The sequence below is a fragment of the Aeromicrobium yanjiei genome (assembly GCF_009649075.1).
In the GTDB taxonomy this organism is placed as follows: domain Bacteria; phylum Actinomycetota; class Actinomycetes; order Propionibacteriales; family Nocardioidaceae; genus Aeromicrobium; species Aeromicrobium yanjiei.
Genome location: NZ_CP045737.1, coordinates 1,473,572 through 1,487,814, shown reverse-complemented (window position 1 = coordinate 1,487,814; position 14,243 = coordinate 1,473,572). Strand labels below are relative to the sequence as shown.

Genomic DNA, 14,243 nt, shown 5'->3' with positions numbered 1-14,243 from the left:
TCCTCTCACCGGACTGGGTAGGGTGCTCGGGCTGGGAGGCGAGATGCTGACGACGTACCGCGACGTTCTGTCGCGACCGGGTGCTGCCCTGTTCTCGTTCACGGCCCTGTGGTCGCGGCTCCCGCTGTCGATGGCGGGGCTCGGCATCGTGCTGCTCGTCCACGAGCGCGGTGGGTCGTACAAGGACGCCGGCATCATGTCCGCGGCGTACGTCCTCGCGGCGGCCGCGTTCGGCCCGCTGCAGGGGCGCCTCGCGGACCGGGTCGGGCAGGCCACGGTGCTGTGGGTCGTGGGCGGCCTGTACGCGACGGGGATCGGCGCGTTCCTCTACGCGGTCGACCAGGACTGGTCCACGCCGTGGCCGCATGCGTGCGCGGTGCTGGCGGGCCTCGCCACGCCACAGACCGGCAGCATGGTCCGCGCCCGCTGGAACCACGTCATCACCGACCGCACCCAGCTCAACACCGCGTTCTCGATCGAGGCGATAGCCGACGAGGTCGTGTTCATCGTCGGGCCCGTGCTCGTGACGTTCCTGACGCTGCAGGCACCCGACGTGACAGGCCTGATCTGCGCCGCCGCCGCCGCGCTGATCGGCAGCTGGGCCCTGGCCCTGCAGCGGTCGACCCAGCCACCCGCGACGCCTCGCGACACCCACGTCGGGCCGGCCCTGAACTGGGCCTTCCTCGGGCCCATCGTGCTGGTCTCCGGCGCCCTCGGGATCGTGTTCGGCTCGGCCGAGGTGATCATCGCGGCGTTCACCGACGAGCAGGGCCGGCCTGGTGCTGCAGGCTTCGTGCTGGCGGTGTGGGCGGCCGGGAGCCTGCTCGCGGGCGTCGCGGTAGGCGCGCTCCCCCAGCCCGCGCGACCGCTGGTCCGGCTGCGCCGCGCGATCCTCGTGCTGGGTGCGCTGTTCGCCCCGCTGTACTTCGTCACGAGCATCCCCGCGGTCGCGATCGGCGTGTTCCTCGGCGGGTTCATGATCTCGCCGACACTCATCGCGATGGTCAACCTGATCGAGCGCGAGGTGCCACACACCCGGCTCACCGAGGCGCTGACCTGGTCGACGACCGGCATGTCGGTGGGGGTCGCGCCGGGGGCCGCGGTCGCCGGCGCGGTGATCGACGGGCAGGGTGCCTCGGCCGGCTTCCTGGTCCCCCTCGCCGCGGGCGTGGCCGGCGCGGTCGTCGCGTGGTCCATCCGGACGTCGACGCAGCCCTGACGGCGGGTGAAATCGGCCCACCGGGTCACTAAGGTGGAGAGCAATATGACCCACCTCACTCTCGCCGAGCGCAGCGTCGAGCTGGTCCACGCCTGGATCGACCCGAACCGCTCGCACGCCCGCCGCCCGGACGCCGCCGCCGCACGCCTCGCCCAGCTCCTCAAGGACCCCCAGGGGCTGGAGTTCACGATCGGCTTCGTCGACCGCGTCGTCCGCCCGGACGACCACCGGGTCGCGGCGCGCAACCTGCGGACGCTCGCGCGAAGCACCCCGGCGTTCCTGCCGGTGAGCCAGAGGCTGCTGCTCAAGCTCGGCGGGGTGACCTCCCTCGTCCTGCCCGGGCTGGTCGTCTCCGTCGCCCGCAGGACGCTGCGCAGCATGGTCGGCCACCTCGTGGTGGACGCCCGCCCCCAGCAGCTCGGCCGAGCGATCCGCAAGCTCCGCGCGGGCGGTGACCGGCTCAACCTCAACCTCCTGGGCGAGGCGGTGCTCGGTGACGGGGAGGCAGCGCGGCGCCGCGACGGCACCCTCGCGCTGCTCGAGCGTGAGGACGTCGACTACGTCTCGATCAAGGTGTCCTCGGTCGCCAGCCAGCTGTCGATGTGGGCCTTCGACGAGTCCGTCGCCCGCGTCGTGGAGCAGCTGATGCCGCTCTACGAGCGCGCGGCCGCGGGCGAGCCGACGTTCATCAACCTCGACATGGAGGAGTACAAGGACCTCGACCTGACCGTCGCGGTCTTCACCCGCATCCTCGAGCGCTTCCCGGCGCTCGAGGCGGGCATCGTCCTGCAGGCGTACCTGCCCGATGCGCTCGGCGCGATGCAGGAGCTGCAGGCCTGGGCGGCCCGGCGACGGGCCGACGGCGGTGCGGCGATCAAGGTCCGCGTCGTCAAGGGCGCCAACCTCGCGATGGAGCGCGTCGACGCGACCGTTCACGGCTGGCCACTCGCGACCTGGCACTCCAAGCGCGAGACCGACACCAACTACAAGCGCGTCCTGCACTGGGCCCTCACCCCCGAGCGCACCGAGGCCGTACGCATCGGCGTCGCAGGCCAGAACCTGTTCGACATCGCGTACGCGTGGCTGCTCGCGGGCGATCGCGGCGTCCGCGACGGCGTCGACTTCGAGATGCTGCTGGGGATGGACAGCGGGCCGGCTGACGCGGTGCGCGCCGACATCGGCCAGCTGCTGCTCTACACGCCCGTCGTCCACCCCGCCGAGTTCGACGTCGCGATCTCCTACCTCGTGCGACGCCTAGAGGAGAACGCGAGCAGCGACAACTTCATGTCGGCGGCGTTCGAGCTGTCGACCAGCGCCGACCTGCTGGAGCGGGAGACCCGGCGGTTCCTGGAGTCCGTCGAGGCCCTCGACGAGTCCGTGCCCGGGCCGCACCGCGTGCAGGACCGCTCGAACGAGAGCCCGGCCCCGGTCGCCGACCGCTTCGCCAACACACCCGACACCGACCCGTCCACCGCCGCCAACCGGGCGTGGGCCCGGCTGGCGCTGGAACGCTCGAGCGACACCGAGCTGGGCGACGAGACCGTCCGCACCAGCACGCTCGACGGTGAGGACGATCTCGAGGCCCTGGTGCTCGACACGCGCAAGGCTGCGAAGGCATGGGAGGCACGCGGCACCGACGTCCGCGCGCAGGTGCTGCACCAAGCGGCCGCTGCCCTCGCCGACCGCCGGAGCGACCTGATCTCCGTCATGGCGGCCGAGGCGGGCAAGACCGTCGCGGAGGCCGACGTCGAGGTCAGCGAGGCGATCGACTTCGCCAACTACTACGCGGAGGCCGCGCGCCGGCTCGACGAGGTGGACGGCGCCGAGTTCGTGCCCGACACGCTCACGGTCGTCACTCCCCCGTGGAACTTCCCCGTCGCGATCCCGGCCGGGTCGGTCCTGGCCGCGCTCGCGGTCGGCAGCGGTGTCGTCATCAAGCCGGCGCCGCAGACCCAGCACTGTGCGGCAGTCATGGTCGAGTCCCTGTGGCAGGCCGGGGTGCCGCGCGAGGTGCTGCGCTTCGTCACGGTCGAGGAGGGGCCGGTGAGCAGGTCGCTCATCGCCCACCCGCAGGTCGACCGCGTCATCCTCACCGGCGGGTGGGAGACCGCCCAGCTGTTCCGCTCGTGGCGACCCGATCTGCCGTTGCTCGCCGAGACCAGCGGCAAGAACGCGATCGTCATCACCCCCAGCGCCGACATCGACCTCGCGGTCGCCGACCTCGTCAAGAGCGCATTCGGTCACGCCGGGCAGAAGTGCTCTGCCGCGAGCCTCGCGATCCTGGTCGGCTCGGTCGCGCAGTCCGAGCGGTTCGAGCGTCAGCTCGTCGACGCCGTGCAGTCGCTCAAGATCGGTCACCCCCAGGACCCGCAGGTGACCATGGGACCGGTCATCGAGCCTCCGCAGGGCAAGCTCGCGGACGGTCTCACCCGGCTCGGCGAGGGCGAGTCGTGGCTCGTCGAGCCCCGCCAGGTGGGCGACGACGAGCGGGTCTGGTCCCCCGGCGTCCGCACGGGCGTACGTCCCGGCAGCGAGTTCCACCGGACCGAGTACTTCGGGCCGATCCTCGGGATCATGCACGCCCGGACGCTCGACGAGGCGATCCAGTGGCAGAACACGACGGACTACGGCCTCACTGCCGGCATCCACTCCCTCGACGCCGACGAGGTCAACGCGTGGATCGACAGCGTCCAGGCCGGCAACCTCTACGTCAACCGCGGCATCACCGGCGCGATCGTGCAGCGCCAGCCGTTCGGTGGGTGGAAGCGGTCGTCGGTCGGCACCACGGCCAAGGCCGGCGGGCCCAACTACCTGACCCACCTGGGCACGTGGAGCCCTCGCCCGCTGCGATCCACCGCGGCGGAGCCGGACCTGGCACCCGAGGTGGTCGCGGTGCTCGAGGCAGCTGCCACGGGACTGACCGCGGCGCAGGTGGCCGAGCTCGAGGCCGCGGCGGCGTCCGACCAGCTCGCCTGGACCGGTGGGTTCGGCGTCGCCGAGGACGTCTCCGGGCTCGGGGTGGAGCGCAACGTGTTCCGCTACGTCCCGGTGCCGGTGACGATCCGGTTCGACGGCCTCCTCGCCGACCTGGTCCGCGTCCTGCTCGTCGCGGCCCGCACAGGAGCCCCGGTCGAGGTCAGCTCGGGGACACCGCTGCCGGACGGGCTCGTCCCGCAGGCACGGATCGAGACGCAGGAGCAGTGGCTGGCGAGGGCCGCCGCGAGCCGACCGTCGCGCGTACGTCTCATCGGCGGCGACCCGCTCGCGCTGGCCGTGGCCGTCGAGGGTGACCCCGACGTCGCGATCCACTCCGGCACGGTCACGGCGTCCGGACGGGTCGAGGCGCTGCCGTTCCTGCAGGAGCAGGCCATCTCGATCACCAACCACCGCTTCGGCAACCCCGACGCCGAGTTCACCCACGTCCTCCCCCGCTGACCCCCGCCCACGAGTCACGCACGGACGCCGACGAGTCACGCACGGACGCCGAGGAGTCACGCACGGATGCCGAGGAGTCACGTACGCGCGCCGAGGAGTCACTCAGCGTTGTCGCGAAGTGACTCCTCGCCTGTCGTGCGCGACTCGTCAGCGGTCGTGGGTGACTCGCCAGCGGTCGTGGGCGACTCGTCAGCGGTCGTGGGTGACTCGTGGGCGGTCAGACGTGGGCGGTGCCGGGCGGCAGGGGCGCCGACCACCCGCGCTTGAGGGCCAGGATGCGCCAGACCAGGCAGGTCCCGAATGCGACGATGTACCACCACTGGGACCAGCCCTCATGGTGCACGACGCTCGCCACCAGCGCTCCCGCGAATGCCGGGGTGGCGTAGAGCTCACCGCGGAAGACGACCGGCACGCGCCCCGACGCGATGTCGCGCATCATCCCCCCGCCGATGCCGGTGAGCATGCCGAGGGCCGAGGACGACAGCACGTTGAGCCCCGCCTCCTCCGCCGTGACGGCACCCGTCACGCAGAACAGCGCGAGTCCCACCGCGTCCAGCAGCATGATGCCGCGCTCACGCCGCCCGAACGTCGGGTGGAAGGCGAACACCACGAGGGACGTGACGAAGGGCACCACGAGATAGCGCCAGTCCTCCAAGGCCGCTGGCGGGACCGACCCGATCAGCAGATCGCGCAGCACGCCACCGCCCAGCCCTGTCATGACCGCGAGGACTGCGACACCGAAGACGTCCAGCTCCTTGCGGACACCGACCAGCGCGCCTGTCGAGGCGAAGACGGCGATCCCCGCGAGATCGAGGATCAGCAGCAAGGTGGTGGACACAGCAACGACGCTAGCGCGTACCGGCGCGTCGCAGCAGAATCGAACGCCGCGCGCCTACGATTGAGGTTGAACGCTTCGTGTGACGCCCACGCGGAGTCGTCGACAGCGGAGGCGATGACATGCGTGATCTCAATCTTCAGAGATTGAGTGAGGACGGACGGTTCCTCATCGCGCGAGACGTCACCACCGGAGAGCAGTACCGCATCCCCGCGGACCACCGCCTCACCGCGATGCTCGGCACGTCATCCCGCTCTGGGAGCACCCCCGGCCAGATGGAGATCCGTATGGAAAGCTCACTCAGCCCGCGCGACATCCAGAGCCGCATTCGCCGCGGCGAGTCACCTCAGTCCGTCGCGGACTCGGCCGGTGTGCCGGTCGCGCAGATCGACGGCTTCGCCGGTCCGGTCCTCGCCGAGCGCGAGTTCATGTGCGAGCAGGCCCGCAAGACCGCGATCCGCCGCAAGCACATCGGCGGCGCCGGCATCCTGCTGGGCACCCTGATCGCCGAGAACATCGCTGCCGACGGCGGTGTCCCCGAAGAGGCCGAGTGGGACTCGTGGCGGCGGGAGGACGGTCGCTGGACGGTCCTGGTGACGCCACACGGCCAGGCCGAGCCCGCCACCTTCCTGTTCGACGTCAAGAGCCGCTACGTCGTCCCGGCCGACCAGCACGCACACGACCTCGTCGGTGACGTCGCGCTGCCCGACTCCACCGACATGGCGATCGCCGATGCCGTACGCGCGTCGGCCCCCGCGCCCGAGGCCGAGCCGATCCAGGACGAGCTGCCCCAGGTCGAGGCGCCCGCCGCCCCGGTCGTCCCGATCCCCGAGCCGCTGCAGCCGATCGAGCAGGCCGCACTCTCCGCCGTCTCCTCGCTCAAGGAGGCCCGTGACCGGCGCGCCCTCGAGCAGCTCGCGCTGGAGGAGACCGAGGCCGTCGCCGACAGCCCGGCCGCCGAGGTCGAGGCCGACGACTTCGAGGACTCCCTGCAGCACAACGTCGCAGTGCCCGACACGCTGGGCCCCCGCAAGAAGCGTCAGGAACGCCGTCGCGTCCCCAGCTGGGACGAGATCATGTTCGGCGACAAGAACGACTGAGGCCGGCCGCTCAGTCGAACCGGCTCAGTCGAACGGCAGGACGTCGGGCGACAAGGCCGCGGCCTGCGCGGACGCCGCCGTCATGCGACGGCGGTGGTGCCGACGACAGAGCACCTCATAGCCCACCTGGGGCGCGGGACGCTCGGGGTCCTCGACGTCGCCCACGACGATGACCTCGCCCTCGGTGACCATGACGCCGTCCTCGGTGCGGGCATTGTGCGTCGCACGCTCGCCGCACCAGCACAACGCCTCGACCTGCAGGGTGTGCACCCGGTCGGCCAGCTCGGTCAGCCGCAGCGATCCGGGGAACATCTTGGTGCGAAAGTCGGTCAGGATCCCGAACGCGAAGATGTCGATCGACAGCTCGTCGGTGATCTTGGCCAGCTGGTCGATCTGCGGGACCGTGTAGAACTGCGCCTCGTCGCACACGAAGTAGTCGATGCGTCCGCCGTGCGTGAGCTCACCGACCGTGAACTGCCAGAAGTCGAACGCGTCGTCGACCTCGATCGCCTCGACCGACAGGCCGAGCCGGCTCGACAGCGTCGCGGTGCCCGCGCGGTCGTGCGAGGTGAACACCCGCCCGACCCGGCCGCGGGCCCGGTGGTTGTGGTCCATCTGCAGCGCGAGCGTGCTCTTGCCGCAGTCCATCGTGCCGCTGTAGAAGTTCAGATCCGCCACGGCCACCCTCCTGTCGGGGTCACGGTGCGACGAGCACCGGGATGCGCAGCTCGGCGTCGGTGACCGAGCCGTGGAAGCCGGTCATCTTCAGCTCGATGCCGAACTCGCGGGACGAGAACACCGCGAAGTCGCCGAGCGAGGCCACGACCACGTCACCGATCCGGCCGCGTACGTCGTCGGCAACGGGTCCGAACCAGTCCTCGAGGCCGTCCTGGGTGCGCACGATCGCCCGCTCCCCCAGCCGTTCGCTCCACCGGGCGGCGACGTCCGCCGCGGCGCCCGGACGCGTGTAGAGGTGCCGGAACCGCGCCTCGCCCGCGAGCAGGTCCACGTCGTCGAGCAGCCGGGGCTCGGAGTCCACGTCGAAGCGTCCTTCCATGGGCAGGTCGACCATCCCGTGGTCGGCCGTCACGACGAGGGTCGTGTCGCGCGGCAGCTCGTCACGCAGCTCCATGAGCTCGGTGTCGATCGTGGTCAGCATCTCGCGCCACTCCGCGGACGTGCAGCCGCTGCCGTGGCCGGTGTGGTCGAGGCGGGACTCGTACGCGTACGTGACCGACCGCGGCGCCGACTCGATGACGTCCAGCACGACGTCGAGGCGTTCATAGACCGAGTTGATGCCGTGGAAGGGCACGCCCCGCTGGCTGCAGACCGTGAGGCCCGTGCCCTCGAACTTCGCATCGTTGACCGAGGACGCGGAGATGCCCGCCTCCTGGAGCCGCTGCAGCACCGTCGGGTACGGCTGCCAGTCGCGGGGATCGATCGGCTGGTCCCACTTCAGGGCGTTGATCCGCCGGCCCGTCTCGGGCACGCGTGAGGTGTAGCCGACCATGCCGTGCTGGCCGGGTCGCAGACCCGTGCCCAGCGACGTCAGGCTCGTGACGGTCGTGGACGGGACGCCGCACACGACGTCCTCGACGTTGAGCAAGGACGACAGGAACGGTGCGGCCTGGGCGTGCTCGCGCAGCAGCTCCAGGCCCATCCCGTCGACGAGGAACACGACGTAGCGCGCCGACTCGGGCAGCTCGAGCGTGTTGGCGAAGCCGTCCACGCCGAGGGCCGCACCCACCGAGGGCATGACCTGGTCGATCGTCCGACGCCCTGCGAGCCCCGGCACCGACGCTGTCACGAGCTCCGACCGGCCGTCGCGGCCGACAGCGTGCGCGCGAACGCCAGCAGCCGCTCGACCGCGGCACCGCCGTCGCCGGCCGCGGCCAGGCGCAGCGAGAAGTCGTCACCGGTCAGGCTGCCGGAGTAGCCATGATCGGCCTCGCACTCGGGGTCCGAGCACCGTGCGGGCTCGAGCTCGACCCGGGACACCGCACCCCAGCCGATCGTCAGCAGGGCCTCCTCGAGCTGCTTGGAGTTGGAGGTGACCATGCGGGTCACGACGACCGAGCGCACCTGGTCGAGCGCCACGGCCTCGGACGTGGTCGACGTGTACGGCTTGGGCAGCAGGTCGTCCCCGGGGTGCTCGTCGGTGTGCACGAGGACCAGGCGGCTGGGCGTCAGCGCGAGGACGGTCATGTGCCGGCGGATCTCGTCACGGTCGAACGTCGGCTCGTGGTGCAGGACGAAGCCCCGGACGAGCTCGTCGGCGAGTGCGTCACGCAGACCCTCGGCCACGATCTCGGGGTAGTAGCCGCTGCGGGAGACCTCGTCGAAGAGGGCTCTCGTATGGTCGGTGGTCATCACGTCAGCGTATCTCCCGCCGCTGCCGGCTGGCTGAGCCGCCGGACGTACCACTCGCCGCGACGGTCCGCGGTGGGCATGACCTTGGCGCGGGCGCTGAGAGCCGTGAAGCCGTGGGGGTGCACCGCAACCGGCTCGAGGTCGAGCTCAGCGATCTCCGGGAGGTCGTCCTTCATCGCCGCGAGGCGCACGATGATGTCCTGCAGCGCGTCCACGTCGACCTTCTCGGAGCCGCGGTAGCCGTAGAGCAGCGGAGCGGAGCGCAGGTCGCGGATCATCGCCTCGGCGTCAAGGTCGGTGAGCGGCGGGATGCCGTACGACCGGTCGCCCAGCAGCTCGCTCGGTGCCCCGGCGAGGCCGAACGAGACCAGAGGCCCGAACAGCGGGTCCTCGGTGACGCCGAACGACACGTGGACGCCGTCGGGCGCGACCCGCTGGACGAAGAACTTGGTGTCCTTGCGCATGCCGGTCCAGCCGGAGAGCTCGTCCCAGGCCTCGGCCATCTCCTCGGCGTCGCGGATGCCGCGCCAGACGTGGTCGATGTCGGGTCGGCTGCGCAGGTGCTCGCTGCCGGCCTTGAGGACGACGTCCCAGCCGAGCTTCTCGCCGGCCGCGATCGCCTCATCCCGGTCGTGGACGTTGATCCAGGTCAGCAGGTCGATGCCATAGCAGGCCAGCAGGGTGTGGACCTGGTCGGTCGACAGCACCGCACCGCGCGGGGCGGCCTTGAGGACGTCCCGCACCAGCGCCCGCGCGTCGCCGCTGCGGTGGTCCATCGCGAGGTGGAACTCGCCGTGGTCGCGCGCGGCCCACTCGGCGTAGTTGACGACCCGGGCCAGGGCGCGGACCGCGGACTCCGGGGCGGCGTACGACGGCACCGATCCGCGACCCGCGGATCCGCCGAGCAGATCGGGCACCCGCAGGAGCACCGGGACGCCCTCGGTGCCGAGGAACGTCGACACGATGGGCTTGTCGGACTGCTCACCCACTGCGGCGAGCACGTTGGCGACCTCCTCGCCGCTGGTGTTGAGCGGCGGGATGTAGACCGCGACGAGCGCGTCGACGTCGGGGTTGGCGATCGCGGTCTCGATCGCGACCTCGAAGTCGTCGGCGTTCGCGTTGGCGCCCAGCGACACCGGCTCGGCGACCCGGAGGCCTGCCGCGGCGGCGGCATCGGCGACGATCAGCGCGACCGCGTCGGAGTTGCCGACGATCGAGATGCGGTTGCCGCGCGGCAGCGGCTGGTGCGCCAGCAGCTGGGCGACGTCGAACATCTCGTCGAGGGTGTCGACCTGGATGACCCCGGCCTGGCGGAACATCGCGTCGACCGCCGACTGCGGGGCGGACGTGCGCGCGACGGTGTGGCCGACGGGGACGCCCTGCGTCGAGCGGCCCGACTTGACCGCCACGATCGGCTTGGTGCGCGAGACCCGCCGGGCGATGCGCGAGAACTTGCGCGGGTTACCGATCGACTCCAGGTAGAGCAGGATGACCTCGGTCGCGTCGTCCTCCTGCCAGTACTGGAGCAGGTCGTTGCCCGAGACGTCGGCACGGTTGCCGGCGGACACGAACGTCGAGAGGCCGAGGCCGCGTCGCGACACCGACTCCAGGATCGCGGTGCCGAGGGCTCCGGACTGGCAGAAGAAGCCGACACGGCCCTGGGGCGGCATCGCGGGCGACAGCGAGGCGTTGAGCTGCAGGTCGGGAGCGGTGTTGATCAGGCCCAGGCAGTTGGGGCCGACGAGTCGCAGCCCGTACGACCGGCTGAGACCCAGCAGGGCGCGCTGGCGCTGGCGACCCTCGGGTCCCTCCTCGGCGAAGCCGGCCGAGATCACGATGAGCCCGTGGACGCCCTTCGCGGCGCAGTCGAGCACGACGTCGTTGACCGACTCGGCCGGGACCGCGACGATCGCGACGTCGACCTCGCCGGGGATGTCCTGGACCCGCTTGTACGCCGGGAGGCCGGACACGGCCTCGGCCTGCGAGTTCACCGCGTAGACGCTGCCGAGGAAGTCGCCGAGCACGAGGTTGCGCACCATCGCCTGGCCGATCGAGTCCTGACGGCGGCTCGCGCCGATCACCGCGATGCTGCGAGCCTTGAAGATGCGCTCGATCGAGGCGGCCTCGGCACGCTGCTCGCGGGCCCGCATCACGCCGATGGCCATGTCGGTCGGCTCGGTCTCGAAGATCAGGCGCTGGACGCCGTCCTCGATCATGCCCTCGATCTTGTAGCCCATCTCGCGGAAGATCTGCTGCATGCGGGCGTTGGAGGGCAGCACGTCCGCCACGAACCGTCGGATGCCGCGCTCACGTCCGGCCTGCGCGAGGTGCTCGAGCAGCAGCTGGCCCACGCCACGGCCCTGGTGCGCGTCCTCGACCAGGAAGGCGACCTCGGCCTCGTCGTCACTGACGGCGTCGTAGCGACCGACGCCGATGATCTCCGAGTGCAGGGTGACCACGAACGCGACCCGGCGGTCGTGGTCGACTATCGTGAAGCGCTTGACGTCCTTGTCCGAGAGCGTCGGATAAGGCGCGAAGAACCGGAAGTACTTGGACTCCTCGGAGACCCTGGAGTAGAACTCGACGAAGCGGTCGGCGTCCGCCTCCAGGATGGGACGGAGCTGGGCGACGCGGCCGTCCCGGAGCAGGACGTCAGCCTCCCAGTGCTCGACGGGATGCACCTCGTTGGTCACAGGTCCCAACCTATCGGGTCGCCGCACGGCGTGGCGGTGGAGTCCGCAGGCGCGCCACGGGGGAAAATGGTTGCTCACGCACGTCCAGGAGAGGAAGGCATGGCCCGCACCAGCAAGCAGGCTCCCGAGGAGGAGTTCGAGGAGCACATCCTCGACACCGACGTCGGCGACGAGATGCGATCCAGCTTCCTGGAGTACGCCTACTCGGTCATCTACTCCCGCGCCCTCCCCGACGCCCGCGACGGCCTCAAGCCGGTCCAGCGACGTCTCCTCTTCACGATGGACGACATGGGCCTGCGCAGCGACCGCGGGCACGTCAAGAGCGCCCGGCCGGTCGGCGAGGTCATGGGCCGGCTGCACCCGCACGGCGACAGCGCGATCTACGACGCCCTGGTCCGTCTCGTGCAGCCGTGGTCCCTGCGGCTCCCGCTGGCCGACGGCCACGGCAACTTCGGCTCGCCGGACGATCCGCCCGCCGCGATGCGTTACACCGAGATCCGCATGGACGCGGCCGCCGAGGCGATGACCGCCTCGATCAACGAGGACACGGTCGACTTCCGGCCCAACTACGACGGCCGCGAGCTCGAGCCGGTCGTGCTGCCCGCCGCCCTGCCCAATCTCCTGGTCAACGGCGCGAGCGGCATCGCGGTGGGCATGGCCACCAACATCGCCCCGCACAACCTCATCGAGGTCGTGCAGGCGCTGCGGCACCTGATCAAGCACCCCAAGGCCGATCTCGACGACCTGATGCGGTTCATCCCCGGGCCCGATCTGCCCACCGGCGGCAAGATCGTGGGTCTCGAGGGTGTGCGCGACGCGTACGCGACGGGCAACGGCTCGTTCCGCATGCGCGCCTCGGCCCGCATCGAGAACGTCACGCCCCGCAAGAAGGGCATCGTGATCACCGAGCTGCCCTACAACGTGGGGCCCGAGAAGGTCATCGAGGCGATCAAGAAGCTCGTCCAGGCGAAGAAGCTGCAGGGCATCTCGGACCTCAAGAACCTCACGGACCGCCACAAGGGCCTCCAGCTGGTCATCGAGATCAAGAACGGCTACATCCCCGAGACGATCCTCGAGCAGCTCTACAAGAGCACCCCGATGGAGAGCTCGTTCGGCATCAACGCGGTCGCGCTGGTCGACGGCCAGCCCCGCACGCTGGGCCTCAAGCAGATGCTGGAGGTCTACCTCGAGCACCGCATCGACGTCGTGCGCCGGCGCACGACGTTCCGCCGCGGCAAGGCCGCCGACCGCCTGCACCTGCTCGAGGGCATGCTGCTGGCCCTGCTCGACATCGACGAGGTCATCCAGCTCGTGCGCTCCAGCGAGAACCGTGGGGAGGCCAAGGAACGCCTGATGTCGGTGTTCGACCTGTCCGATCCGCAGGCGACCTACATCCTCGACCTGACGCTGGGACGCCTGACCCGCTACGACCGCATCGAGGTCGAGAAGGAGATCGAGGAGCTGCGCCGCACGATCGAGCAGCTCGACGCGATCCTCGGCGACGAGAGCCTCCTGCGGACGGTCGTCGGCGACGAGCTCAACGAGATGGCCCAGACCTTCGGCACGCCCCGCCGCACGGTCCTGCTGGAGTCGTCCGGCCAGACCGCGACGGCCGCGTCCCCGCTGGAGGTCGCCGACGACCCGTGCTGGGTGCTGCTCTCGGCGACCGGGCTGCTCGCCCGTACGTCCGACGACTCCCCCCTCGGAGCGGTCGACCGCCGGGTCAAGCACGACACGATCGTCTCGGCCGTACGCACGACGGCCCGCGGCGAGGTGGGCGTCATCACCGCTGCCGGCACGGTGCACCGCATCAGCGTCCTGGAGCTGCCCGGTCTCCCGCCGAGCGCCCACTCGCCCAACCTGCAGGGCGGGCTGCCCCTCAGCGAGGTCGCCGAGCTCGACTCGGCCGCGCTCGCCCTCATGACGTTCGACGAGGACGGTCCCGGCATCGCGCTCGGAACCCGGCAGGGCGTCGTCAAGCGGGTCCGGCCCGATCACCTGTCGCGCGACCAGTGGGAGCTCATCTCGCTGGCCGACGGCGACGCCGTGGTCGGGGCCGCGGTGCTGGAGTCGGGCGAGGAGCAGCTCGCCTTCGTGACGTCCGATGCGCAGCTGCTGTACTTCTCGGCCTCCCTGGTCCGTCCCCAGGGACGCTCCGGCGGTGGCGTCGCCGGCATCAAGCTCGCGGCCGGCCAGCGGGTGGTCTCGTTCGGCGCGGTCGCCGACGTGGACGATGCGTACGTCGTGACGGTGGCGGGCTCGGCCAGTGCGCTGCCCGGCACCCAGAACGGTGCGGTCAAGGTCAGCCCCCTGTCGATCTACCCGCCCAAGGGCCGGGCCACCGGCGGCGTCCGCTGCCAGCGGCTGCTCAAGGGCGAGGACGGGCTGCTGCTGGCCTGGGTCGGCGACGGCACCCCGATGGCGTGCGCGACCAGCGGCTCCGCGGTCGACCTGCCCCCGGTGAGCGATCGCCGGGACGGCTCCGGCGTGCCGGTCGCGCAGCCGATCCTGGCGGTGGCCGGACCGCCCGCGGCCCGCATCGATGTCAGCGATGTCACCGATTCGCCGGACCCCGCCGTGGGAGACTGAGC

Annotated in this window: 9 protein-coding genes; 4 read left to right on the top strand and 5 right to left on the bottom strand. The window is 71.0% G+C overall.

Translation table 11 applies throughout. From position 1 onward, the window contains the following. Positions 1–43 precede the first annotated feature (43 nt). Together GEV26_RS07375 and GEV26_RS07370 are read left to right on the top strand one after the other, a co-directional pair. Positions 44–1,219, top strand: coding sequence for an MFS transporter (locus GEV26_RS07375; RefSeq protein WP_153652468.1), 1,176 nt, complete (start codon positions 44–46; stop codon positions 1,217–1,219). Positions 1,220–1,264: 45 nt separating this feature from the next. Beyond that, positions 1,265–4,654 carry a bifunctional proline dehydrogenase/L-glutamate gamma-semialdehyde dehydrogenase gene (locus tag GEV26_RS07370; RefSeq protein WP_153652467.1) on the top strand — a complete coding sequence of 1,130 codons (3,390 nt, stop codon included), beginning with the start codon at positions 1,265–1,267 and terminating at the stop codon, positions 4,652–4,654. A gap of 217 nt (positions 4,655–4,871) precedes the next feature. Here the strand turns inward: GEV26_RS07370 and GEV26_RS07365 are convergent, their stop codons facing one another. After that, positions 4,872–5,492, bottom strand: a complete 621-nt coding sequence (locus tag GEV26_RS07365; RefSeq protein WP_153652466.1) for a trimeric intracellular cation channel family protein — start codon at positions 5,490–5,492, stop codon at positions 4,872–4,874. 119 nt (positions 5,493–5,611) lie between these two features. On the opposite strand from GEV26_RS07365, the gene sepH reads away from it, so the two are divergent. After that, entirely contained in the window at positions 5,612–6,589 is a 978-nt protein-coding gene (gene sepH, locus GEV26_RS07360) for a septation protein SepH (RefSeq protein ID WP_153652465.1), read from the top strand. A gap of 24 nt (positions 6,590–6,613) precedes the next feature. Here sepH and GEV26_RS07355 read toward each other — a convergent pair whose 3' ends face one another. From GEV26_RS07355 to GEV26_RS07340, 4 genes are read right to left on the bottom strand one after another with little or no spacing between them, the layout of a single operon-like run. Continuing rightward, positions 6,614–7,273 (bottom strand): thymidine kinase, encoded by a 660-nt coding sequence (locus tag GEV26_RS07355; RefSeq protein ID WP_243839005.1) that lies wholly within the window; start codon positions 7,271–7,273, stop codon positions 6,614–6,616. 13 nt (positions 7,274–7,286) lie between these two features. After that, positions 7,287–8,396: an alkaline phosphatase family protein gene (locus GEV26_RS07350; protein WP_243839003.1), complete on the bottom strand. Its 1,110-nt coding sequence runs from the start codon at positions 8,394–8,396 to the stop codon at positions 7,287–7,289. Further along, positions 8,393–8,959, bottom strand: coding sequence for a DUF5998 family protein (locus GEV26_RS07345; protein WP_153652463.1), 567 nt, complete (start codon positions 8,957–8,959; stop codon positions 8,393–8,395). The genes GEV26_RS07350 and GEV26_RS07345 overlap by 4 nt, the downstream gene beginning before the upstream one ends. Next, the gene (locus GEV26_RS07340; RefSeq protein ID WP_194839994.1) at positions 8,959–11,652 is read right to left on the bottom strand and encodes a bifunctional acetate--CoA ligase family protein/GNAT family N-acetyltransferase; all 2,694 of its coding nucleotides are present in this window, start codon (positions 11,650–11,652) and stop codon (positions 8,959–8,961) included. The genes GEV26_RS07345 and GEV26_RS07340 overlap by 1 nt, the downstream gene beginning before the upstream one ends. 99 nt (positions 11,653–11,751) lie before the next feature. On the opposite strand from GEV26_RS07340, the gene GEV26_RS07335 reads away from it, so the two are divergent. Beyond that, entirely contained in the window at positions 11,752–14,241 is a 2,490-nt protein-coding gene (locus GEV26_RS07335; RefSeq protein ID WP_153652461.1) for a DNA gyrase/topoisomerase IV subunit A, read from the top strand. The last annotated feature ends 2 nt before the right edge of the window (positions 14,242–14,243 follow it).

Excerpts from the sequence above, each read along its gene's own strand:
- GEV26_RS07375 (WP_153652468.1), top strand. The coding sequence starts at position 44 with ATGCTGACGACGTACCGCGACGTTCTGTCGCGACCGGGTGCTGCCCTG.
- GEV26_RS07370 (WP_153652467.1), top strand. The coding sequence starts at position 1,265 with ATGACCCACCTCACTCTCGCCGAGCGCAGCGTCGAGCTGGTCCACGCC.
- sepH (WP_153652465.1), top strand. The coding sequence starts at position 5,612 with ATGCGTGATCTCAATCTTCAGAGATTGAGTGAGGACGGACGGTTCCTC.
- GEV26_RS07345 (WP_153652463.1), bottom strand. The coding sequence starts at position 8,959 with ATGACCACCGACCATACGAGAGCCCTCTTCGACGAGGTCTCCCGCAGC.
- GEV26_RS07335 (WP_153652461.1), top strand. The coding sequence starts at position 11,752 with ATGGCCCGCACCAGCAAGCAGGCTCCCGAGGAGGAGTTCGAGGAGCAC.